This window comes from Gordonia sp. 852002-50816_SCH5313054-c, from assembly GCF_001665925.1.
In the GTDB taxonomy this organism is placed as follows: domain Bacteria; phylum Actinomycetota; class Actinomycetes; order Mycobacteriales; family Mycobacteriaceae; genus Gordonia; species Gordonia jacobaea.
In genome coordinates, this window is the sequence record NZ_LZTE01000022.1 from 105,275 (window position 1) to 127,909 (window position 22,635).

21 protein-coding genes and 1 riboswitch are annotated in these 22,635 nt (G+C 66.1%); of the genes, 8 read left to right on the forward strand and 13 right to left on the reverse strand.

Annotation, left to right across the window (positions count from 1 at the left end; translation table 11 throughout):
• Nucleotides 1–31: 31 nt before the first annotated feature.
• From A5788_RS02180 to A5788_RS02205, 6 genes are all read right to left on the reverse strand, one after another.
• Nucleotides 32–751 carry a lysophospholipid acyltransferase family protein gene (locus A5788_RS02180; protein ID WP_064864518.1) on the reverse strand — a complete coding sequence of 240 codons (720 nt, stop codon included), beginning with the start codon at nucleotides 749–751 and terminating at the stop codon, nucleotides 32–34.
• A 163-nt stretch (nucleotides 752–914) separates the two neighbouring features.
• Entirely contained in the window at nucleotides 915–1,910 is a 996-nt protein-coding gene (locus A5788_RS02185) for an ROK family protein (protein ID WP_049698251.1), read from the reverse strand.
• 16 nt (nucleotides 1,911–1,926) lie between these two features.
• Nucleotides 1,927–2,403, reverse strand: a complete 477-nt coding sequence (locus A5788_RS02190) for a hypothetical protein (RefSeq protein WP_064864516.1) — start codon at nucleotides 2,401–2,403, stop codon at nucleotides 1,927–1,929.
• A gap of 79 nt (nucleotides 2,404–2,482) precedes the next feature.
• Nucleotides 2,483–3,670: an ArsA-related P-loop ATPase gene (locus A5788_RS02195; RefSeq protein WP_064864515.1), complete on the reverse strand. Its 1,188-nt coding sequence runs from the start codon at nucleotides 3,668–3,670 to the stop codon at nucleotides 2,483–2,485.
• Between the two features lie 14 nt (nucleotides 3,671–3,684).
• Complete coding sequence (locus A5788_RS02200) at nucleotides 3,685–4,122, reverse strand: SRPBCC family protein (RefSeq protein WP_049698253.1); 438 nt, start codon at nucleotides 4,120–4,122, stop codon at nucleotides 3,685–3,687.
• Nucleotides 4,122–4,529 carry a hypothetical protein gene (locus tag A5788_RS02205; RefSeq protein ID WP_197494507.1) on the reverse strand — a complete coding sequence of 136 codons (408 nt, stop codon included), beginning with the start codon at nucleotides 4,527–4,529 and terminating at the stop codon, nucleotides 4,122–4,124. The genes A5788_RS02200 and A5788_RS02205 overlap by 1 nt, the downstream gene beginning before the upstream one ends.
• Before the next feature lie 147 nt (nucleotides 4,530–4,676).
• On the opposite strand from A5788_RS02205, the gene A5788_RS02210 reads away from it, so the two are divergent.
• Nucleotides 4,677–6,479: an AMP-dependent synthetase/ligase gene (locus A5788_RS02210; RefSeq protein WP_064907282.1), complete on the forward strand. Its 1,803-nt coding sequence runs from the start codon at nucleotides 4,677–4,679 to the stop codon at nucleotides 6,477–6,479.
• 48 nt (nucleotides 6,480–6,527) lie between these two features.
• On the opposite strand, the gene A5788_RS02215 is transcribed toward A5788_RS02210, so the two are convergent.
• The 4 genes from A5788_RS02215 to A5788_RS02230 all read right to left on the reverse strand — a co-directional run bounded on the left by A5788_RS02215 (nucleotide 6,528) and on the right by A5788_RS02230 (nucleotide 11,100).
• Nucleotides 6,528–7,646: a glycosyltransferase family 4 protein gene (locus A5788_RS02215; protein WP_064907281.1), complete on the reverse strand. Its 1,119-nt coding sequence runs from the start codon at nucleotides 7,644–7,646 to the stop codon at nucleotides 6,528–6,530.
• 12 nt (nucleotides 7,647–7,658) lie between these two features.
• Nucleotides 7,659–9,152, reverse strand: coding sequence for a peptidase MA family metallohydrolase (locus A5788_RS02220; RefSeq protein ID WP_064864678.1), 1,494 nt, complete (start codon nucleotides 9,150–9,152; stop codon nucleotides 7,659–7,661).
• A gap of 12 nt (nucleotides 9,153–9,164) precedes the next feature.
• Nucleotides 9,165–10,244, reverse strand: a complete 1,080-nt coding sequence (locus A5788_RS02225) for a C40 family peptidase (RefSeq protein ID WP_414652002.1) — start codon at nucleotides 10,242–10,244, stop codon at nucleotides 9,165–9,167.
• A 154-nt stretch (nucleotides 10,245–10,398) separates the two neighbouring features.
• The gene (locus tag A5788_RS02230) at nucleotides 10,399–11,100 is read right to left on the reverse strand and encodes a C40 family peptidase (protein ID WP_049698257.1); all 702 of its coding nucleotides are present in this window, start codon (nucleotides 11,098–11,100) and stop codon (nucleotides 10,399–10,401) included.
• A gap of 15 nt (nucleotides 11,101–11,115) precedes the next feature.
• Nucleotides 11,116–11,300, reverse strand: a riboswitch (cyclic di-AMP (ydaO/yuaA leader).
• 658 nt (nucleotides 11,301–11,958) lie between these two features.
• Here A5788_RS02230 and A5788_RS02235 point away from each other — a divergent pair.
• Together A5788_RS02235 and A5788_RS02240 are read left to right on the forward strand one after the other, a co-directional pair.
• Nucleotides 11,959–13,767: a DEDD exonuclease domain-containing protein gene (locus A5788_RS02235; protein ID WP_197494449.1), complete on the forward strand. Its 1,809-nt coding sequence runs from the start codon at nucleotides 11,959–11,961 to the stop codon at nucleotides 13,765–13,767.
• A complete protein-coding gene (locus tag A5788_RS02240) occupies nucleotides 13,764–14,042 on the forward strand; it encodes an Lrp/AsnC family transcriptional regulator (protein WP_005176218.1) in 279 nt (92 codons plus the stop codon). Before A5788_RS02235 ends, A5788_RS02240 begins: the two co-directional genes overlap by 4 nt.
• Nucleotides 14,043–14,061: 19 nt before the next feature.
• Here the strand turns inward: A5788_RS02240 and trpD are convergent, their stop codons facing one another.
• A complete protein-coding gene (trpD, locus tag A5788_RS02245; protein ID WP_064864339.1) occupies nucleotides 14,062–15,126 on the reverse strand; it encodes an anthranilate phosphoribosyltransferase in 1,065 nt (354 codons plus the stop codon).
• A gap of 105 nt (nucleotides 15,127–15,231) precedes the next feature.
• Nucleotides 15,232–15,744, reverse strand: coding sequence for a hypothetical protein (locus A5788_RS02250; protein ID WP_064864316.1), 513 nt, complete (start codon nucleotides 15,742–15,744; stop codon nucleotides 15,232–15,234).
• Between the two features lie 159 nt (nucleotides 15,745–15,903).
• On the opposite strand from A5788_RS02250, the gene ctaE reads away from it, so the two are divergent.
• The 5 genes from ctaE (at nucleotide 15,904) to A5788_RS02275 (ending at nucleotide 22,027) form a co-directional block, all read left to right on the forward strand.
• Entirely contained in the window at nucleotides 15,904–16,518 is a 615-nt protein-coding gene (gene ctaE, locus A5788_RS02255) for an aa3-type cytochrome oxidase subunit III (RefSeq protein WP_174273044.1), read from the forward strand.
• A gap of 120 nt (nucleotides 16,519–16,638) precedes the next feature.
• Nucleotides 16,639–17,607 carry a cytochrome bc1 complex diheme cytochrome c subunit gene (qcrC, locus tag A5788_RS02260; protein WP_064864317.1) on the forward strand — a complete coding sequence of 323 codons (969 nt, stop codon included), beginning with the start codon at nucleotides 16,639–16,641 and terminating at the stop codon, nucleotides 17,605–17,607.
• Nucleotides 17,604–18,764: a cytochrome bc1 complex Rieske iron-sulfur subunit gene (qcrA, locus tag A5788_RS02265; RefSeq protein ID WP_064864319.1), complete on the forward strand. Its 1,161-nt coding sequence runs from the start codon at nucleotides 17,604–17,606 to the stop codon at nucleotides 18,762–18,764. The genes qcrC and qcrA overlap by 4 nt, the downstream gene beginning before the upstream one ends.
• Nucleotides 18,761–20,374: a cytochrome bc1 complex cytochrome b subunit gene (qcrB, locus tag A5788_RS02270; protein WP_064864321.1), complete on the forward strand. Its 1,614-nt coding sequence runs from the start codon at nucleotides 18,761–18,763 to the stop codon at nucleotides 20,372–20,374. Before qcrA ends, qcrB begins: the two co-directional genes overlap by 4 nt.
• A 144-nt stretch (nucleotides 20,375–20,518) precedes the next feature.
• The gene (locus A5788_RS02275) at nucleotides 20,519–22,027 is read left to right on the forward strand and encodes a bifunctional phosphatase PAP2/diacylglycerol kinase family protein (RefSeq protein WP_064864322.1); all 1,509 of its coding nucleotides are present in this window, start codon (nucleotides 20,519–20,521) and stop codon (nucleotides 22,025–22,027) included.
• A 40-nt stretch (nucleotides 22,028–22,067) separates the two neighbouring features.
• On the opposite strand, the gene A5788_RS02280 is transcribed toward A5788_RS02275, so the two are convergent.
• Entirely contained in the window at nucleotides 22,068–22,619 is a 552-nt protein-coding gene (locus A5788_RS02280; protein ID WP_064864324.1) for a GNAT family N-acetyltransferase, read from the reverse strand.
• Nucleotides 22,620–22,635: the final 16 nt, after the last annotated feature.

Consider the following 22,635-nt stretch of genomic DNA (forward strand, 5'->3'; position numbering starts at 1 on the left):
CGCCGGCGCCCGAACTGACGGCCGATGTGAGTCAGGCGGCCGAGGCCTCGCCCGACTGTGCGGGCTCCTGCACGTCGGGCTTCGGCTCCTTGAGCGAGGCGGCGTAGATGTCGACGTACTGCTGACCCGAGAGCTGCATCAGCTCGTACATGATCTCGTCGGTCACGGCACGCTCGATGAAGCGGTTGCCCTGCATGCCCTCGTAGCGGGCGAAGTTCAGCGGCTTGCCGATCTTCACCTTGACCCTGGTCGGGCGCGGCAGCACGGTTCCGGGCGGGTTGAAGGTGTTGGTGCCGATCATGGCGACGGGGATCACCGGCACCCCGGTGTCGAGCGCGACTCGGGCGAGTCCCGTCTTGCCCTTGTAGAGGTTGCCGTCGGGCGACCTGGTGCCTTCCGGGTACATGCCCATCAGGTTGCCTGTCTCGAGCTGGCGCCGCGCGGCCTTGAGCGCATCGGCGGCCGCCTCCGCACCGGTCCGGTCGATCGGGATCTGACCGACGGCGGTGTAGAACCACGCCTGGAAGCGACCCTTGATACCGGTGCCGTTGAAGTACTCCGCCTTGGCGAGGAAGTAGATTCGACGCGGCACCATCAGCGGCAGGAAGAAGCTGTCCATCACGGCGAGGTGGTTGCTGGCGAGAATCGCCGGTCCGCGTTCGGGGAGGTTCTCGAGGCCTTCGACCTCAGGACGGCCGAGCACCCGCAGGAGCGGTCCGAGGAGAACGTACTTGAACAGGTAGTACCACATTTTAGACTCACTCCATCATCGCCGCGTCGCCACTTGGTGAAGTCGTCGTCGGACTGAGCACCGAGAGAACTCGAAGAGGGGCGAGTTTCCCGGTGAGCCGACGGGACGTTGTGAGATGACTCTACTCAAGCGCCCAGACCCGCGTGGGCCATAGGGCGTGCTCTCAGTGTGCCGTCGACCACCCTGCGTCGCCGAGCGCCAGACCTTCGGACCGTAGTGCCGCGCGCGCCACCTCTGCGGCGCCGATGACGCCCGCGCTCTCGCCGAGCTGGGTGCCTCGAATCCGCGCGAGCTGCCGGTGCCCCGAACCGGTGATCAATCTGGCGTAGTGCTCACGCGCCTCGTCGAGGAACAGTCCCGACGCCGCGCCGACGCCGCCTGCGAGCACGATCAGGTCGGGGTCGAAGATGTCGGCGATCATCGCCAGCCCCTGACCGAGTGACGCCGCGAAAGCGGCGAACGCGGCGATCGCGACCGCGTCACCGTCGGCGGCGGCACCCGCGACACGACGCCCCGTCAGCGACCCGGGATCGGCTGCGACGTCGGCGGCGAGCTGGCTTCTCCCCCAATCGCCGTCGGCAAGCAATTCGACGACGGTGTCGACCAAAGCCGTTCCGCTGCAATATCTTTCCCAGCATCCGCGCTTGCCGCATGAGCACGGCCGACCGTCGGGGACGACCGTCAGATGTCCGAGCTCCGGGGCTACACCGAAACTGCCGCGATAGATCTCGCCCTCGATGAGCAGTCCGGCACCGATACCCGTCCCGATGGCCAAGACCAGCGAGTTGTGTCCGCGCGCCGCGGCGCCGAATCGGAACTCGGCGACGGCCGCGGCGTTGGCGTCGTGCTCTGTGACCACGGGCAGACCGATGCGCGCACTCATCTCTTCTGCGACACGTGCCTCACGCCACGGCAGGTGTGGCGCGAACCGGACGACCTGCCGATCGGGGGTCAGAAAGCCTGCCACCGCGAGGCCGACGGCGCGCGCCGCCCACCGTGAGGTGAGTTCGCCGACGAGCCGATCGAGGCAGTGCTCGAGGGCCAGCGCCGTGCCCGGCGTCGCGGCCCGCAGGGTGTCGAGCATCCGTCCACGTTCGTCGACCACGGAGGCGCGCACACTCGTGCCGCCGATGTCGATGCCGATCGTCAACTCGCCCATTACTTCTCAGTTCTCATCACGTCTGGGTGTCGCCATCGAGATGCCTGCGGTCAACGAAGGGATCGGCGCCGTGCTCGCGCGTCGCCCGGTGTGGCGTCGACGTGCCGATACGGACCGCGATCGGTTGGTACTGCGCGGTCGGCGGGGTGTGCGCGGCCGGAGTCGCGCGTAGCGCGTTCGCCACGGCCTCCAGCACCGCGATGAGTGCGGCTATCAGCCGGGAGATGAGGTCGCCGATCTCGGCGACGAGTGAACTGATCTCGCCCGCGACGTCGCCGAATGCCTGGTGGCGCGCGCCCGTCCCCCGGGCTGCCCCGGTCGACGTCGACTGCCCTCCTCCGCCGATGATGGCGGCGAGCTGGTCGATCTGCGCTGCGATGCCCAGGACGAAGTCGCGGACAGGGTCACCGACGGGGTCTCCGGTGAACGCGTCGTCGCGGTCTCCTGGCGTCTCCCGTCCCCCCGACGGATTGCCACGGTCGTCGCTGCTCATGTCGGGCGGCTGGTCCTTTGCTGGTGGCGGGCCCCGGTACTCGCCCGGGGACATGTGCACCGAAACGCTACCCGCAACCTCACCGTCGAGGCCATACCGCTGGGTCGGGACGGAACCGGATGCGCACCTGTTGGCCATCCCAGTCGGCGTCGTCGACGACGCATCGCCGCAGCACAGAAGGCAACGGCAGGCAGTGGCGCAGACCGTCGACGGTGACGAGGAGGTCGTCGCCCGAGCGTCCGAGCATGAACCGACCGGGGTCGGGAAGCGTTTGCGGCCAGGACAATTCGTACGTGGTGTCGAGGCCGTCCGCCTCGTCGCCGACAACCGACAGCGCCGACGAGCCGTGCGCGCGACCCGACGGCGCGAGCAGCGTCACCCCGAGCTTCTTCAGTCGTGCCGGCCGGTCCAGCGGCGTGTCGAGCGCCGCGACACCACGAATGTCGACGCCGGGCGCGATGTCGATTTCGTCGGGCACGAGCTCCCGACGGCCCGATTCGGCGGTGGCGTCGTCGAGGTAGATGGTGCGCAGCGGGAGTCCGAGCAGGTCGATGGACGCGAGCTGATGCGGCAACAATCGGGCTCCGCGATGCCCGCTGCCGACCACGAGGTGTGCCGCTGTGGTGTCCGCGTCACGCAGTAGCTCGGCGACGTCGGCGCAGTCCCGGTCGATGGTGTCGACCGCGGTGGTCAGTTGTGCGACCGCCGGACGGTCGGCCGCGGCCGCGAGCCTGCGATGCCTCGGCCATAGCCGGTCGAGAGAGTGCCGAAGCGTCGACGGCGCATCGAGCAATTGGTACGGATCCCCCACTCCGGACAGGTCGACGACGATGCGCTGCCACTGACCGCTGACCGCCTCGTCGCGAATCCGCCGCAGCAACAAGGCATCCTCGACGCCGGGCAGCGATGTCACCTCCGCCTGGTCGATGCCTGCGAGGGTGTCGACGAAGGGCAGTGTGATCTTGGAGCGTCGCACGGTGTCGGCGAGGAGTTCGGCGAACAGCGCCCACGACGTCGTGGCCGACGTGAGCCGCTCGAGGCAGAGCAGGTGCAGATGCGACGACACCGCGACGACGTCGTTGGGCGAGCGGAACACACCGAGAATGTCGGGGACCGGCGAGCAGCGGTCGACCGTGACCAGGAGGGTGTGCCGATCGGCGGCGAGCGGTGAGCGCACCTCGGGCCTGCGCGCGCGGGGTCGGCTGACCGCGCCCGCGGCCGCGACCGCGGTCACCCCGGATCCCCCCGGACCGAAGACGGTGTGAATAGGCGTCAGGTCGATCAGCCTTCGACCCTCTTCTTCAGATCGTTGAGCGCGGCGTCGGTGATCGCTTTCTCGGCACGCCGCTTGAGCTGCCCGATCATCGGAACCTGCAGGTCGACCATCAACTCGTAGGTGACCTTGGTCGAGCCGGGGACCTGTCGGCTGAGCACGTACCGGCCACGCTGATCCTTCTGCAGATCACTCGACACCAGAACCCACGAGACCTCGTCGCCGCCTGCACCCCACGTGTAGCGCAGCACGTAGGTGTCCTGGAGCACGCCGGCGTCGAGTAGGAAGCGCACCTCCGACGCCCTGCCCGCCGAGTCGCGTTCGGTGACCTCGACCTCCCGCGCCGCGGTGACCCACTCCGGGTAGTGCTCGAAGTCGGAAATGACAGCCATCACCTCGGCGGCGTCGGCGTTGATGACGATCGAACGCTCGGTATGGTCGGCCATCAGCTCGCCACGCTTTCACTGATCGCGGGATCGCCTGGGGCGCGGCCCGATTCGAGAAGATCCTTGATCTCGAACGTCACCCGTTTCCCGATCACGCGGTAACGATGGTTGAGGCCGGCCACGTCGGCTCCTGCCGAATCACCGGTGGGTTCTGCATGAAGGAAATAGTGCAGTACGAACCCGTCGAGCACCGGCTCGCACCAGAATTCCATCGTTCCTCTCACCGGACCGTCGACCCGCCAGCGCATACCCGCGGCACCGCGATCCTCGGCCACCTCTATGCGCAGATCGGGCCACCAGGATCGCCATCGTCCGCGATCACCCACCACGGCAGCCACCAACTCGGGTGCCGCAGCGACGAATGTCTCATCCGCCACCTGAATGCTCGTCACGCCTCTTAGCTTCACATACTCGCGACGGGAGCGGATAGACCCCTCATACGTGACACAACTCCGGCGCGGTTGTGGGTGGCCAAAAGTCCGGGGATACGATTGACCGCGAGTGTCTGATGCCAACGATGGCGAAAGGTCGTCGATTAACAAATGAGTGCCGCGATGAATGAGTACAGCGTCCCCGCCGATTTCACGATCGAGGAGGACGAGAACTGTACTGACATCTTGTTCGGTCTCGCCGAGCGCACTCCCGCCTCGACGGTGTTTCGGCGCGAGGAAGGCGGCGAGTGGCTTCCGGTGCGGGCAGACGACGCCGTCAAGCAGATCACGGCCATCGCCAAGGGCTTGATCGCCTCCGGTGTGGCTCCCGGCGACCGCGTCGCGGTCCTGTCCCGCACGCGCCTCGAGTGGATCCTCTTGGATTTCGCAATCTGGTGCGCAGGCGCGACGACCGTTCCGATCTATGACTCGTCGTCGTCGGGTCAGATCGACTGGATCATGCGGGATTCCGGCGCCTCCGCCATCATCGTCGAAGACGACGGACATCGCGCAGAGTTCGAGGCGGTCGGCGATCTGCCCACAGCCGTCCAGGTGTTCCAGATCGATCCGAAGGCCGGCCCCGGTGCCGTCGAACTCCTCATCGAGGCGGGCAAGGACGTCTCCGACGACGAGATCGCCAAGCGGCGTGCATCTCTCAAGTCGAGCGACCCGGCGACGCTCATCTACACCTCGGGAACCACCGGCCGCCCCAAGGGGTGCGAGCTGACGCACTCCAACATGCTCTCGGAGATCCGCGGTGTTCTGCAGGGCAACCTGAGCACCCTGCTCGCGCCGGGCAAGCGACTGCTGATGTTCCTGCCTCTCGCGCACGTCCTTGCGCACGCGATCACCCTCGTCGCTATCGAGGCGCGGGTCGAGGTCGGTTTCACCGGCGACACCAAGAACATCGTCGCCACTTTCGGGCAGTTCAAGCCGTCGCTGATTCTCTCGGTCCCCCGTGTCTTCGAGAAGGTGTACAACTCGGCCCGCCAATCGGCTGCCGACGGCGGCAAGGGCAAGATCTTCGACGCCGCGAGCGCCACCGCGATCGAGTACTCGGAGAAGTCGGAGAAGGGCAGTGTCCCGCTACTGCTCAAGGTGAAGCACGCCGTCTTCGACCGCCTTGTGTACAGCAAGCTGCGCACGGCGCTCGGTGGGCAGTGCGAGCTCGCCATCTCCGGTGGCGCGCCGCTCGGTGCAATGCTCGGGCACTTCTTCAACGGAGTCGGTATCCCCGTCTACGAGGGATACGGACTGACCGAGACCACCGCGGCGTTCAGCGTGAACACCCCGGGTGAGATCAAGATCGGGACCGTCGGAAAGCCCGTGGCGGGCAACACCGTTCGCATCGGCGAGGACGGCGAGGTGCTGCTGAGCGGCGGCGTGGTCTTCCACGGCTATTGGAACAACCCGGACGCCACGGCACAGGCGCTCGAAGACGGCTGGTTCCACACCGGCGACCTCGGCAACATCGATTCCGAGGGCTTCATCACCATCACCGGCCGTAAGAAGGAACTGATCGTGACCGCCGGCGGCAAGAACGTCTCGCCGTCAGGTCTCGAGGACGTACTGCGCTCCGCCCCGCTGGTGTCACAGGCAGTCGTCGTCGGCGATCAGAAGCCGTTCATCTCGGCGCTCATCACCATCGACCCCGAGGCCTTCCCCGGTTGGAAGGAGCGGATGGGCCTCCCGTCCGACGCCGACGTCTCATCCCTCATCAACGACCCCAAGCTGCGCGCCGAAGTTCAAGCCGCCGTCGACGAGGCGAACAAGACAGTCTCGCACGCAGAGGCGATCAAGAAGTTCCGCATCCTGCCGTCCGACTTCTCCGAGGAGACCGGCGAGATGACTCCGACGCTGAAGGTCAAGCGCAACGTGGTCGTCGACAAATTCGCCGACGACATCGACGCGCTCTACACCAAGTAGAAGCGCACGCTTCTCGAGATCACGCGGCCCGAGATCACGCAGGCGCGCCTACAGCAGTTGCTGTAGGCGCGCTGCCATATGTCGCCACTGCCATCTGCCTTCGGCGACAACGCGCCCGTTGGCGCCCATCGCGGCAGACGCCGAACGATCGGTGAGCATCGCCAGTGCGGCCAACGCGATCGCCGGGACGTCGCGGCCGTCGACAACGGTGCCCGTCTCCCCCTCGACGACGGTTTCGGGCGCGCCACCGGAACGTCCCGCGATGACGGGCACACCCGTTGCCGACGCCTCGAGGTAGACGATTCCGAATCCCTCGACGTCGAGGCCGCCGCCGCGTGTGCGCGCAGGCATGGCGAAGACGTCGGCGATGTTGTGGTAGGCCGGAAGATCTTCTGCAGGAACAGAACCGGTGAAGATCACGTGATCGGCCACCCCCTCCTCGCGGGCGAGGCGGTGCAGTGTGTCGGCGTACGGTCCACCACCGACGATGACCAGCACCACGTCGGGCATCTCCTTGCGGATCAACGGCAGGGCACGGATGAGCATGTCCTGCCCCTTGCGTGGCACCAATCGCGACAGACACAGGATGGTGGGGGCGTCGCCGAGCCCCAACCGTGCGCGAAACTCTTCGCGGGCAACAGGATTGGGAGCGAAACGATCAGTGTCGACGCCGGGCGGGAGGTACTCGAGCGCGGCAGCGCGCCCGAAGGCCGAAGCGAAGCGATTCCGGGTGTACCTGCTCACGTAGGTGATCGCGTCGGTGTGATTTCCGATGTGGCGCAGCACTTGTCGGGCACCCGGCAGCATCGACCACCCCACCTCGTGGCCGTGGGTGCAGGCGATGACGCGCTGCGCGCCCGCCCTTCGCATCGCGGGTGCCATCACCGCGAGCGGCGCCGCGGCACCGAACCACACGGTCTCGATACCCTCGCTGCGGATGATCTCGGCGGCGCGACGCGCAACGAATGGCGTGGGCAACATCAGCGTCGTCCGATGCCGATGGACGCGATACGGTTGTCGCGCATCGAATTCCACGCTGCCCTTCCATCGGGGCGCGTAGACAACGATGTCTTCGGGCGGCAACCTGTCGACGAGATTCTGTAGATACGACTGAATCCCACCAGCCCGCGGCGGAAAGTCGTTGGTCACCAACAGGGTTCGACGCACGGACCGTACTCCTTATCCCGGAACCTGTTCCGCGAGCCATCTGCGCCAGTCGGCGATCAGACGGTTGCGATCGACACCGAGAGCAGTTGCGATCGCGTTGTCCTGCCTGCCGACATCTCCCGACGCCGCCACCCCGCGATAGAGGGCCTTCAGACGTGTTTCACCGTAGCGGTCGGCGACGTAGGCCGCGAGCGCCCACGCGGACTGGTATGCGAGAGTCGATTTCTCTGTCGCCACACCGAAATCCTGATCCGACGGCAGCGCGTCGGGACTCTGCCCGGCGCGCACCTGCGCGGCGAGATCCGGTGCGGCGTCGTCGAGGCGCACGTAGGTTCCCTTGCGGCCGACATACTCGGCAACACCCTCGGTGATCCACAGCGGCGCATCCTTCGCGGTCACCGAGCGCGCCGCGACGTGGGTGAGTTCGTGCCGCAGCACCACCGCAAGCGCGGGCGCGGGTAGGTCGTTGGCAGACGGAGCGAGGACGACGCGCTGACCGATCACCGTGTCACCCTCGACGCGATCGAACACGGTGGCCGCAGCGGCGGCAGAGGTATCGGTCGCCGAACTGTGCGCTATCGCGGAAAACTCGTCCGGTGTCGCGGTTGCGACCACGACGGCGCGTCGCGGCCACTCCGAACCCCAGAAGGCGGTGACGGCCGATACCGCCTGACGCAGCGAGCTTCGCGTCCGATCCACGGTGACGTCGGTTCCCGGATACGACACCACCGTCGACGGCCCTCCCCCGGTGAGTACGTCCGTGGCCTCGAGACCCGGCAGGTCCCAGAGCTGGGTTGCCGGGGCGTCGTCACCGAGAAGCGTTGCGTCGCCGACCAATTTCCACCCATCGCCGTATCGCGCCACCACAAGTTCGCGATCAAGCGCGACCGTCGGCTCGTCGACTCCCGGCGTATTGGCGCCGCCGAGCGCATACCGCAGCTGCACCGGCGCGACCCACGAGTCGGTGCTGCCCTGCGATTCGAGTCGAGCAGCAACCTCTTCGGGCACCTGGGTCTCGGCGCCCTGCGTCGACGCGAGTTGGTAGCCGAACTCCTTGAGCTTCAGTGTGGTTCCGCGCGCGGGCACAGCCGCGATCAGTGAGGACGGCGACGGCGAGGATGGCGACGGCGAGTTCGCCGACGGCGGCGGCGCTGCGGCCGAGGACGCGGTGGAGGTGCCCGTTCCGGAGAGATCCCGTCCGGACAGATTCTGGGCCGCGACGGTCAGGGAGTCGCGGAACGTCGGGGGCGTCGATGCGTCGAGGAGCGTGTCGAGGCGAGCGCGATCGCCATCCGTCACAGCGCGGGTGAGGTCGTCGAGGAGTTGCGCGACGCCCTCCGACCGCTCCTGCAGATAGACGTTGGGATTCGTGGTCGTCGTCGTGACAGACGACGAGGTCGCCTGCCGCGGTTGATCATCCGACGAGCAGGCCGACGCACCCACTGCGAGTGTCGCGGCAGCGAGAAGCACACATGCTACGCGCGCAGCCGAGGCCTCAGCGTGCACGCTGTCCGCGCATCAGGCGTATCGCCGCGCGGCCGCGAACGGCCCGGCCTGGTCGATCGGTACCACCTTGACGGGCACACCGAATGTCGACGCGTGGATCACGTAACCGTCGCCGACATACATGCCGACGTGATGGGCGTCCGGGTAGTAGATGATCAGGTCGCCGGGCTGCAGATTGCCGCGGTCGACAGCCGTTCCCGAGCCCATCTGCGCCTCGCTCGAGCGCGGAAGCGTCTTACCCGCCTGCTGGTAGGCCCACACCATCAGCCCGGAGCAGTCGAAGGAGTCGGGCCCGGTGGCACCCCAGACGTAGGGATCTCCGATGCGGGTCAGCGCAGCCTGCACGGCCGCGAGAGCGGCAGACGTACCCTTCGGCACGGCACGGGGGTCGAAATCGAATTTGGGGCCACGAAGGGCGCCGAGTTGCTTGCCGGTCATCGACTCGTACACGGCACGCACCTGAACCGCCTGGAGCTGCAGGTTGGCCTGCTTGGCCTGGAGGTCGCCGCGTACGCGCTCGGCGGCCGACACGGCGGTCGTCGCCTCCGCGGCGGTGCGATCGGCCTTCGCTTTCGCGGCGGCCATCTGGGCGCGAGCCTTCTTGAGGCCCTTGAGATCTGCCGACGCCTGGCGCGAGATCACCTCGAGGCCCGACATCTGGTCGAGCAACGACTGCGGTGAGTCGCTGACGAGCACCGCGTAGAGACGGTTGACCCGGGCACCCTTGTAGCTGGCGCGGACAATTGTGTCGACGCGCTTCTGGTACGAACCCAGCGTCTTCCGCGAGGTTTCGAGGCCCTTCTGGGCCTCGGTCGAGTCTTTACGGGCAGCGGTCACGATGCCGCGCTGCTTGTCGTACTCGATCTGGGCGTTGTGCATCGCTTCCGACGACTTCTCGGCGTCGGTGCTCAGCTTCTTGTACTGAGTGAGGAGTTGGTCGGGTGTGCGCGTCGGTTCCGCGCTCGACGGACCCGCTATCGCCATCGAGAAGACTTGTGCGACAGCGACGATCATCGCCGTCACGACAACGACGAATGCCGCTCGTGATCGATGCGCCATTGCCTGCGATCCCGCAACCACTTCTGTGTTCACTCCCCTCACCACATGCAGCGACCGGCCTCCACGTGGCAGACCGGTGCACCGCGCTCCACCCTAACGTGAGCGTTGCGGCGGCTACTGCCGGTCGGGGGGATCACGCGTCAACGCGTGATCCGCCCGCCGTCACGAACTCTGTCGATCTCGTCGCTCAGTAGCGACGGATACCGACCAAGCTCCAATTCTTCACGACGTCCTTCTTCACGGGGACGCCGTAGGTCGATGCGTGGATGAACTGTCCGTTGCCGATGTAGAGGCCAACGTGTCCGCCACCGTTGAACACCAGGATGTCGCCGGGCTTCGCGTTCGCCAGCGAGGCGACCGCGGTGCCACCGCCGAGCTGTCCGTAGCTGTCGCGCGGAATCGTCAGACCTGCCTGACGGAAGGCCCAACTGGTGAGGCCGGAGCAATCGAAGGCGTTGGGTCCGGAAGCACCGTACGAGTAGGGGGCGCCGATCTTGGTCTCAGCGGCGCGCACGGCCTTCTCGCCTGCGGTCTGCGTCGGGGCGAGCAGCGGAGCTCCGCCACGCGGCCGAAGTTGCTGTGGGATCTGGTTGTCGCTGATACCCGGAAGCGTGAACTTGCCGACGTTGGGGATCTCGACTGTGGCGTCGGGCGACTTCGCGACATCCTGCTTCTTGACGACCGGCGCCTTCTGCTGCTGGAACTGTGCCGGAATCTGCTTGGTGTCGACGCCGGGAAGTTCGAACGTGCCGACGTTGGGCACGGTGACCGGCGCGGCCAGAGCGGGACCAGCGACAGCGGCAAGCGAGCCGAACGTGATCGACCCGGCGATTACCGCCTTCTTTGCGACCTTGCCGCGGTCGGGCTGTTCCAAACGATGTTTGGCCACGAAGGGTGTTCTCCTTTGTTCTCCCTCTACCGCCGACCGGGTTAGCTGTCGGATTCGGGCCGGAAGAAATGGCCCTACGCGCATGCGATTCGAGTGCGAACACCCGGATCGAGAGCGCGATTCACCCCCATTCGGAAAGCTCCGAAAAAATGAGTGGTTCCCCGGTACGCCGAGACTCGTAGCCTCGGCGATTGAGCGGTGACCCCTGCGAACCTCTCCTGTTGGAGAGGGACGCTTCGCAAAGGTCTCGGAAAGGTTACGAAACCGGATGCGTGTCTGTCCACTAACCGACAAACAGCGTGTTCGACCTCCGCGCCCTAGCCAGCACGCAATGTCGGTGATTCGGACGACGAACTGGCCGCTTGAACTGCGCAGATGCTTGCTCTTGCAGATCGTGCATCGACGTTGGAGGCCATTGCAGCGCCCGTGAATGTATCTATGGCGGCGTGGATCTCGGCGTCGTTATCTCGGGTGCCGGTTGGCCACCCCCGTCGCCACCCGGCGCTGGCATCCTGGCTGTTCAGCGGGCCGAAAAGCACTGTCATCACACAGCCGTCGCAGGCGTGTTCACGACCGGGGCAGGTGCTGCAATCGATGTCCATGATGTGATCTCCGTCTCAGTGGTGTGAAATCCTCGGGATGCGCATGTCGTCGGGAGGCTTCCCCTCCTCCCGGCAGCAACGCGCACCACTGCCTCCTTCTCACCGCGAGACTAGGCACCCCCACCGACAAGTCCGGCCGACCGAGTCGCGGAGGCCCGGCACCAGAAACCAGTTGGCGACGAATCGCCACATTCGGAACACGCGCCTCACCAGCAACGAATCAGCGGTGTCGGTGGTTCGAACTATTGTTCGCGACGTGACATCCAGTGGCGATCAGCTCTCGTTCTCAGACCTCGCGAGCGCCGACCTCGAGAGCACTCTCGACGACGAGTTCTCTGATCGGTCCCTGTTCGACACCACGCTCGTCGTCGTCGACCTCGAGACAACCGGCGGCAGTGCCACCAACGACCGCATCACCGAGATCGGCGCGGTGAAGATTCGTGGCGGCGAGGTACTCGGCGAGTTCGCGACACTCGTCGATCCGGGACTCCCGATTCCACCGCAGATCGTCGCGCTCACCGGGATCACCGAGGCGATGGTCTACGACGCGCCACGCATCGACGAGGTCTTGCCGTCGTTCATCGAGTTCGCGCGCGGATCGATTCTCGTCGCCCACAACGCCCGGTTCGACATGTCGTTCCTGCGGCAGAACGCGCTGCGCCTACACCTGCAGTGGCCGTTCAGTGCAACGCTGTGCACGGTCACCATGGCAAGACGCATCCTCGGACGCGACGAGGCGCCGACGGTGCGCCTGTCGGCTCTGGCCGATCTGTTCGACGTCACCGTCCGCCCGACGCACCGCGCTCTCGACGATGCCCGCGCGACCGTCGAGGTCTTTCACCACCTTCTCGAACGCGTCGGGAATCAGGGCGTACAGAGCTATCGCGAACTCACCCGCTACCTGCCACGTACCGATCCGCGGCTGCGCGCAAAGCGGCACCTGGCCGACCGAATCCCCGCGCGTCCCGGCGTCTACCTGTTCCGCGGCCCCAGCGACGAGGTCCTCTACGTCGGCACGGCATCGGATCTGCGTCGACGCGTGAGGTCCTATTTCTCCGGAGCCGATCCCCGACGCAGGATCGGCGAGATGGTGATGCTCGCCGAACGCGTCGATCACGTCGAATGCGCGCACGCACTCGAGGCGGGAGTTCGCGAGCTCCGATTGCTCGCTGCGCACGCCCCGGCGTACAACCGACGCTCGACGCAACCCCACCGCGGCTGGTGGGTGACCCTGAGCAACGAACGGTTCGCCCGTCTGCGTGTGGCCCGCACGCCGGGAGAAATAAGCATCGGGCCGATCGGTAAGCGCACCACGGCGACCGCGATCGCCGACCTCATCGCACACGCCGCAGGACTGCGAACCTGTACGACCCGCCTCGGCGCGACCGCCACCCATCATTGGTGTCGCCTCCCAGACGACGGCGGTCGGGTCGTCGGCGGATGTGCTGCCGCCTCGACACGCCCTCAGACACTTCCCGACTACCTGCCATCGGTCACGTCCGTCGTCGATCTGATACTCGGACGATCCGACACGATCCTGGAGCGGCTCTCGCAGCGACTCGACGTCGTCGCCGGTGCCCAGATGTACGAGACCGCCGCGCGCCACCGCGACCGGATGGCCGCAACCATCGATCAACTCGCTCGGTGTCAGCGTCTGAGTTCCCTCTGCGCGATAGCCGAGCTGGTGGTCGCACGCTCGGACGGGGCCGGCGGGTGGGAGTTGGCGGTCATTCGGCACGGACGGCTCGCTGCGGCGGGAACAGCGCCACGCGGACACGCGCCGATGCCGGTGGTCGCAGCGCTGGTCGCGGCGGCCGAGACAGTGCTGCCAGACGACACCCCACTTCGGGGCGCCTCCCCGGAAGAGGCAGGTCTGCTCTACCGCTGGGTGTCCGACCCCGGCACCCGCATCGTCGACTCCAGCGACGCGCTTGCCACACCCGTCGGTTCGGCGCAGCGTTGGCTGGAGTGGTCACAGACCGCCCACGATGCGCGTGACATCCGCACGCCGCGTCACCGGTCACGCCCGCGCGCCGATGATGGCCGACTACGCTTGCCCGCATGATCACCGCCATCGTCCTGATCGACGCCGACGTCCACCAGATCCCCGAAACGGCACAGGCCGTGGCCGATATCCCGGGCGTCGAAGAGGTCTACTCGTGTGCGGGCGATGTCGACCTGATCGCGAAGATCCGCGTACGCGACCACGAGCAGATCGCCGAGGTGGTCACCGGCAAGATCAATCGGCTGCCGGGAGTACGGCACAGCGCGACACACATCGCGTTCCGCAGCTATTCGTCGAGCGCCGTCGAGGGTGGTTTCTCCATCGGCGAGGAGTGATCCTCGCCCGGCAACCGGCCTACTTGTTGGCGAGCTCGCCGCTGACCTGGGCCCACCGGTCGAGCAGCCGCGCGGCTGCGCCCGAATCGATCGACTCCGCGGCGCGCTCGGTCGCCGCCGCGAACGCCGCGGTGAGTCCCGCGTTGTCGGTCGCGGACGTCTGCTCGTTGGCGACGAGTGCACCCGCAGCGTTGAGGAGCACAGCATCGCGCACGGGGCCGGACATTCCCGACAGCAGTTCCCGCGCGATGGCGGCGTTCACCGTCGCATCTCCGCCCTGCAGCGCCGATAGGTCGACGTAGTCGATTCCCAGATCACGCGGATCGATCGTCAATTCGGTGACGGTGCCGTCGACCACCTGCCACACAGACGACGTCGTGGTCGTCGTGAGTTCGTCCAGACCATCATCGCCGCGCACCACAAGGACAGAACTACCCCGCTCGGCAAAGGCACGCGCGAGAACAGGCGCGAGATCGCCGAACGCGCACCCGATCAATCCCGCGCGTGGGTTCGCCGGGTTCGTCAGCGGGCCGAGCACATTGAACACCGTCGGGATGCCGATCTGCTGCCGTGCGGGAGCGGTGAACCGGAACGCAGGGTGAAACACCGGGGCGAAGCAGAATCCGATGCCGATCTGGTCGATACACGCGGCGACCTCCGCGGCACCGAGCGAGATCGTCACGCCAAGGGCCTCCAACACGTCGGCACCGCCACTCTTCGACGACGCAGCCCTATTGCCATGCTTGACCACGGGCACGCCGGCCGCGGCGACGACGATCGACGTCATCGTCGAGATGTTCACGGTGTGCGAGCGGTCGCCTCCCGTTCCGACGATGTCGATCGCCGCACGGTCGGTGTCGACGAGGGTGGCGTGGTCGAGCATCGCCTGCGACAGGCCTGCGAGTTCGGCAGGCGCTGCGCCCTTCATCTTCACGCCGACGCCGAATGCGGCGATCTGCGCCGACGTCGCGCTGTCGGTCATGACCTCGTCCATCGCCCATCGCGCCTGGTCGACGGTCAGGTCGATTCCGTCGGTGACGGATCCGAGGATCTGCGGCCAGGTGTAGCTCTGCTCGCTGCTCACCCCATGCACCTTAGTTGACCTGCGCACACGATCTGCTCGCGGTCGTACCGCACGATGTGCCATGCGCGCGCGGCGCGGTGATCAATGCGCGCGCGGCGCGGTGATTCATCGCGGCCGCTGGACGATCTGCCACCCCACTGCGACACCCGAGTGCCGCGACGCCAGGCTCGCCATTCGTGAGCGCTCCTGCGACAAGTGCAGTGCGTCGACGAGCTGCACGCGCGCCAGAACCACGGGTGCAAGCCCCTCCGGAATCGCGAACCGATCGGCGACGACATCGATGGGAATCGCCTCGTACTCGTCGAGCGCGGCCAGGCCAACCGCCGCCTCGACACCGTCGTCCGGAAGCGCCAGCACGTGCCGCACGACTGCCTGATCGGCCGGACGCAACGTCGAGGCGTCGAGGATCGACGAGCTCGACGCCGCCTCGTCGTCGGACTCACCGACCACGACGACGTCGCGGTCGGTCACCGTCAGCGCGTCGCGAGGCGCGGCTCGACCGCCGATCATCGCTCGCCGCAACGTTTCCCAGCGGCGCGGCGCCATCGGCCTGCCGTTGAGGTCGAACTGTCGGCCGTCGTGCCGCGACCCTGGATCGTCGTGGTCGGAGGTACCCATGGAGTTGAGCAAAGCACGGCGCTCACCGCTCGGTCCACCGGTACCCTGACACGCCGAAAGGCGCCTCCGACCGGCGCCTACCAGCGGGAAGAGAAATAGTTCCCACGAATATCCGACCCGAGTGGTCAGGGCGTACTACGAACCGTCATACTTCAATCTGTGACTAGCGCTGTAGGTACCTCGGGAACAGCCATCACCTCGCGCGTGCACTCGCTCAACCGCCCCAACATGGTGAGTGTCGGCACGATTGTGTGGCTGTCCAGTGAGTTGATGTTCTTCGCTGGACTCTTTGCGATGTATTTCGTCGCACGCGCCAATGCCGGCCCTGCCGGCTGGCCGCCGGAGCCCACCGAACTGAACCTGAAATTGGCCATCCCGGTCACCACCGTCCTCATCTTGTCGTCGGTGACCTGCCAGATGGGCGTGTTCGCCGCCGAGCGTGGCGACGTCTTCGGGTTGCGTCGCTGGTACATCCTCACGTTCGTGATGGGCGCCTTCTTCGTCTGCGGCCAGGCCTACGAGTACTACCACCTGGTCGCGGAGGGCACGACCCTCTCGTCGAGCGCCTACGGCTCGGTCTTCTACATGGCGACCGGCTTCCACGGCCTGCACGTGATCGGTGGTCTCGTCGCCTTCATCTTCCTGTTGGTCCGCACCAAGCTCGCCAAGTTCACTCCGAACCAGGCGACTGCTGCGATCGTCGTGTCCTACTACTGGCACTTCGTCGACATCGTGTGGATCGCCCTGTTCGTCACCATCTACTTCATCCGATGACTGCCCTTCATCCGATGACACCGATCGCAACGAATAACTGAGACATGAGGCGAGAGTGGCTCCTCGGAACCGCGTTCCCGCCAACAGCTGAGAAGTCCGTCCGCTAGTAGAGAGACCACGATGAGTTCATCTCCACCGCGACCGTCGGATAGCCCTTCCGACGTCGGTCAGGTCGACACAGTCACCTCGAGCACAAAGCCGAGCTCCGCGAAGAAGTCCCGCTCGCGTCGTAAGCTGCGCCGCCGCGCCAGTGGCGCTTTGCTACTGCTCGCCGGCCTGATGATGGCAGGCGTCCTCGCGTCGTTGCTGTCCCCCAAGCCTCAGGTCGCCGTCGCGGACACCAGCGACGCCGCGCTGATCCAGGACGGCAAGAAGCTCTACGAGAGCTCGTGCATCACCTGCCACGGTGCCAATCTGCAGGGTGTGGCCGACCGCGGCCCATCCCTGATCGGTGTCGGCGACGCGGCTGTCTACTTCCAGGTTTCGACCGGCCGCATGCCTGCCGCGCGCGGTGAGGCTCAGGCCCAGCGCAAGCCACCGAAGTTCGACACCGCACAGATCGACCAGCTCGGCGCCTACATCCAGTCGCAGGGTGGCGGTCCTCGCCCGCTGTTCGAGAAGAACCCGGACGGCACCCGCAAGACCGAGAAGGTCATGCAGCGCCAGGCCGACGGTTCGATGAAGGAAGTCGTCCTGCCGGTCGTCGCGCAGGAGTCGCTGCGTGGCGAGAACCTCGGTCGCGGTAGCGAACTGTTCCGTCTGAACTGCGCGTCATGCCACAACTTCACCGGACGTGGCGGTGCGCTGTCGTCGGGTAAGTACGCGCCGACGCTCGACCACGTCAAGGAACAGCAGATCTACACGGCGATGCTCACCGGACCGCAGAACATGCCGAAGTTCTCCAATCGCCAGCTCTCGCTGGACGAGAAGAAGGACATCATCGGCTTCATCAAGTACGTCACCGAATCCAAGCCCCAGGGCGGTCTGAGCCTCGGCGGCTTCGGCCCGGTCAGTGAGGGCATGGTGATGTGGTTTGTCGGAGTTGTGGCGGTCGTCGCCGCCGCGATGTGGATGGGATCACGAACATGAGCACCACGGACAAGGACACGCCGTCCGCCGATGAGCTTGACCAGATGACCAACGATGACCTGGTCAAGCTCGGTACCAACCTCGACGGCGTCGAGATCATCCATCGGGGTGAGCGATTTCCCGAGCCCGGCACGAAGGCCGAGAAGCGCGCAGAACGACAGATCGCCATCTGGCTGGTCATCGCGGGCATCTCCGCGCTGGCCTGCTTCGTGATCTTCCTGTGGAACCACTGGGAGTTCGCGCTGCCGGGGACCTCCGACTACTGGCGCTACACCCTCAACACACCGTTGCTGGGTGTCACGTTCGGTCTGTCGATCCTGTCGATCGGCGTTGCCCTCGTCCTGATCACGAAGAAGTTCATCCCGTCCGAGATCGCGGTTCAGGACCGTCACGACGGTCCGGGATCGACCGAGGTCGACAAGAAGACCATCGTCGCCGAACTCGTCGACTCGGGAACGAAGTCGACGCTCGGCCGTCGCAAGATGCTGATCGGCTCCGGGCTGTTCGCTTTCGGTGCGCTCGCACTCACCGGCGTCGTCGCAGGCCTGGGTGGATTCATCAAGAATCCGTGGGCCAAGCGCGAGGACGCACCGCTGTGGCACACCGGTTGGTCACCGATCTACAACCCCAAATCGCAGCCCAACGAGACCGTCTTCCTTCGTCGCGACACCGGTAACCCGCACCAGGTCGCCCTGGTCCGGCCCGAGGACCTCGACGCCGGCGGCATGGAGACCGTGTTCCCGTGGCGCGTCTCCGACGGCTACGGCGAGACCGAAGAGTCGCGCGAGAAGCTGATCTGGGGTCTGCGCTACGTCTCCAACCCCGTCATGCTGATACGCCTGCGGCCCGAGGACGCAGCCCGGTCGATCAAGCGCAAGGGCCAGGAGAGCTTCAACTACGGCGACTACTTCGCCTACACCAAGGTCTGCAGCCACCTCGGTTGCCCGACCTCGCTGTACGAGCAGCGGACCAACCGCATCCTCTGCCCGTGCCATCAGTCGCAGTTCAACGCGCTCGAATACGCCAAGCCGGTGTTCGGTCCGGCCGCGCGTGCACTGGCGCAGCTGCCGCTGACGGTCAATGATCAGGGGTACATGGTTGCCGCAGGCGACTTCATCGAACCCGTCGGACCCGCATTCTGGGAGCGCAAGTCATGAGCAATCGTCTCGCGAAGCAGGCCGAAGAGGTCGATTCCCGGTACCACCTCGCCGCAGGAATGCGGCGCCAGATCAACAAGGTGTTCCCGACACACTGGTCGTTCATGCTCGGTGAGGTCGCGCTCTACAGCTTCGTCATCCTGCTGATCTCCGGTGTGTACCTGACCTTCTTCTTCGACCCGTCGATGGCAGAGGTCACCTACCACGGCGCATATCAGCCGCTCAACGGCGTGATGATGACCCGCGCATACGAGACCACGCTGAACATCTCCTTCGAGGTGCGCGGCGGTCTGTTCGTCCGTCAGATCCACCACTGGGCAGCACTGCTGTTCGCGGCGTCGATCATCATCCACATGGCCCGCATCTTCTTCACCGGCGCGTTCCGTCGCCCGCGTGAGGCCAACTGGATCATCGGCTGCCTGCTGCTGGTCCTGGCCATGTTCGAGGGCTTCTTCGGCTACTCACTGCCCGACGACCTGCTCTCGGGCACGGGCGTTCGCGCCGCGATGAGCGGCATCGTGCTGGGAATCCCGCTGGTCGGTACCTGGATCCACTGGGCGCTCTTCGGTGGGCAGTTCCCCGGCGACATCATCATCCCGCGCCTCTACGTGCTGCACATCCTGCTGTTCCCGGGCATCATCCTCGCGCTGATCGGTGCCCACCTGGCGCTGGTGTGGTACCAGAAGCACACCCAGTTTCCCGGCCCGGGTCGCACCGAGAAGAACGTCGTCGGTGTCCGTATCCTGCCGGTGTTCGCCGCCAAGGGTGGAGCGATGTTCGCTTTCACCGCGGGCATCCTCGCGATCATGGCCGGCATCTTCCAGATCAACCCGGTGTGGGTGATCGGTCCGTACAACCCCGCACACGTGTCGGCCGGTTCTCAGCCCGACATCTACATGATGTGGACCGACGGCTTGGCCCGTCTGATGCCTGCGTGGGAGCTGTACCTCGGTAATTACACGATTCCCGCGATCTTCTGGGTCGTCGTGATCATCACGATCATGTTCGTTGTGATGTTCGCCTACCCGTGGATCGAAAAGAAATTCACCGGCGACGACGCCCATCACAACCTGCTGCAACGTCCGCGTGACACTCCCGTGCGCACGGGCATCGGCGCGATGGCGTTCTCGTTCTACATCATCCTGACGTTGAGCTGTATGAACGACATCATCGCTTTGAAGTTCCACATCTCGCTCAACGCGACGACGTGGATGGGTCGCATCGGTCTGATCATCGTGCCGCCGATCGCCTACTTCATCGCCTACCGCTGGGCCATCGGCCTCCAGCGCAGCGACCGCGCAGTCCTCGAGCACGGCATCGAGACAGGCATCATCAAGCGTCTGCCTCAGGGCGAGTACATCGAGATCCACCAGCCGCTCGGCCCGGTCGACGATCACGGTCACGCGATCCCGCTGCCGTACGAGGGTGCCGCGGTCCCGAAACGGATGAACAAACTCGGGTCGTCGGGCGCACCCGGAACGGGTTCGATCATGGTGGCCGACCCGCCCGAGCAGCAGAAGCGCAACGTCGAGTTCGAGCACGAGCAGGAACGCGAAGAAATCGACGCCCTGCGCGAGCTGCAGGCCAAGGGCGGCAACCCGCTCGACTGACCGGCTCTCGAATCAGCAGTCACACACGGCTGCCGTCGCACTCCGCGACGGCAGCCGTGTGTTGTTGTGGGCCGTGTGTGATGTGGGCCGTGTGTTGTTGTGGGACAAGCACTCCCCTCCCCCACCGACCGCTACGGTTGAACGATGACACGAGTGCGACACATCGGACATCGCGACAAAGACCCACTACATCAGCTGACGAAGGAGCTCGGCACACTCGACGCCAACCTCTTCCATGCGATCGCTCGTTCACCGAGCCCACTGCTCGATGAGACGATGCCCAAACTCACCGCGGCAGCCGACTATTCGAAGCTGTGGATGGGCATCGGAGCCGGACTCATACTCAGTGGGCGCCCTCGCTGGCAGCGGGCCGCGGTCCGTGGCCTGGCATCGCTCGCAGTGTCCAGTCTCGTCACCAACCAGGGCGCAAAACGAATCCGGCAACGCAAGCGACCCTCACCGTCGGTCGTGCCATTGGTGCGGCGGGCGGCGCACCAGCCGACGTCGAATTCGCTGCCGTCGGGCCATTCAGCAAGCGCCGCAGCCTTTTCCGTCGGTGTGGCGCTCGAGTCGCCGCCACTGGGCCTGGTGATGTCTGCGCTCGCAGGCCTTGTCGGATTGTCCCGCGTCGCGACCGGAGCGCACTATCCGGGCGACGTGTTCATCGGGTTCGGGATCGGCGCCGCCGTCGCCACGCTGGGCGGCAAGATCGCTCCGCCGATCATCCCGCACAACATCGCGGTTCCCGCACCCACCACCGAGGCCGCACCGCTACCCGTCGACGGTTCGGGTCTCGTGGTCCTCGGAAACCCGGCGTCGGGAGACGGCAACAGCGAGAAGGTCCTCGAGGCCGTCCGGACAGAGCTTCCGGGCGCCGAGATCATCGAACTCGGGCCGGACGACGACTACGCGTCGGTCGCCAATGACGCGGCCCGACGGGCCACCGCGCTCGGGGTCTGTGGCGGAGACGGCACGGTGGCCACCATCGCAGCGGCAGCGCACGCCGCCGACCTCCCGCTCGCCGTCTTCCCCGGTGGCACGTTCAACCACTTCGCACGCGACATCGGGTGCGACACCGTCGACGCCGCGCTCGCCAAGATCCGGGCAGGCGTCACCACCTCGGTCGACGCGGCGACCCTCAACGAGCAACGGCTCATCCTCAACACGGCGAGCATCGGCGCATACCCCCACTACGTACGCGCCAGGACCAAATGGGAGCACCGCGTGGGCAAGGGTGCTGCGAGTGCACTGGCGATGCTCCAGGTCGCACGACACTCCACACCGGTCGAGATCACCATCGACGGTAAGACCGTCAAGACGTCGCTGTTCCTGGTGGGGACGTCGATGTACGGCTCGGCAGGGTTTGCACCGGCACGACGCGAGCGACTCGACGACGGGCTGCTCGACGTCCGCTTCCTCGAGGCCGGCAAGCGGTTGGCGACGCTGCGAGTACTGGGGAGCCTCGTGACAGGGCTCCTGCAGCGATCGAAGCTGTACCACGAGATGCAGGTACCCGAGTTCACCTTCACCACAGCCGAACCCACCACCATCCCCCACGACGGCGAGGTCGGCGAGTCGTATACATCCGCTCGTTTTCGCGCTGAATACCGGACGCTGAAGGTCTACGGCCACAGCATCGTCGGCGACGACTGAGCTCTGGCCGCAGCACCGGACCAAGCGCTCAACCGCAGGATCACCAGACGTCGCCGGCTCTCCAATCGCAGGAGAGCCGGGCGACGGCTGAATCGAGTCCTCCTATGTTGCGAACCAGGACAGCGCCTTCGTCGTCGGGGGTCGGCGCCCATCCGTCCGGGCTGAGCACACCGAGCGTGCCGACCCACGGAATCCAGCCCCGCGACTCGTACAAGCGCATGCCCGCGTCCGACGCGCCGAGTGCGCCCAGATCGTAGGCGTTGTCGATGACCTCCTCGATGGCAGCCATCAGCGCACCTCCCAGCCCCTCACGTTGATGTGTTGGCGAGACGGCGACGGCCTCGACGTAGCCGCATCGTCGTGGTTGGTCGTCGACGAGGACCGACCGGGCGACCACGGCCGCGTGACCGATGAGTTCGTCGGATTCGTCGACGATCAGTGCGTGCATTCCGCCGAGCGCGTGGTCGAGGTCGGTGTCGTCGAAGTCACCGTCGAACGCGGCGTCGAGCAGGCGCATCAACTGGGGCATTCGTCCCGGCTCGAGGTGCGCGGTATGACAAAGCCGCACCCGGCGTTCGGATGCGGCTGTCATGGGATGCGAAGGGTTG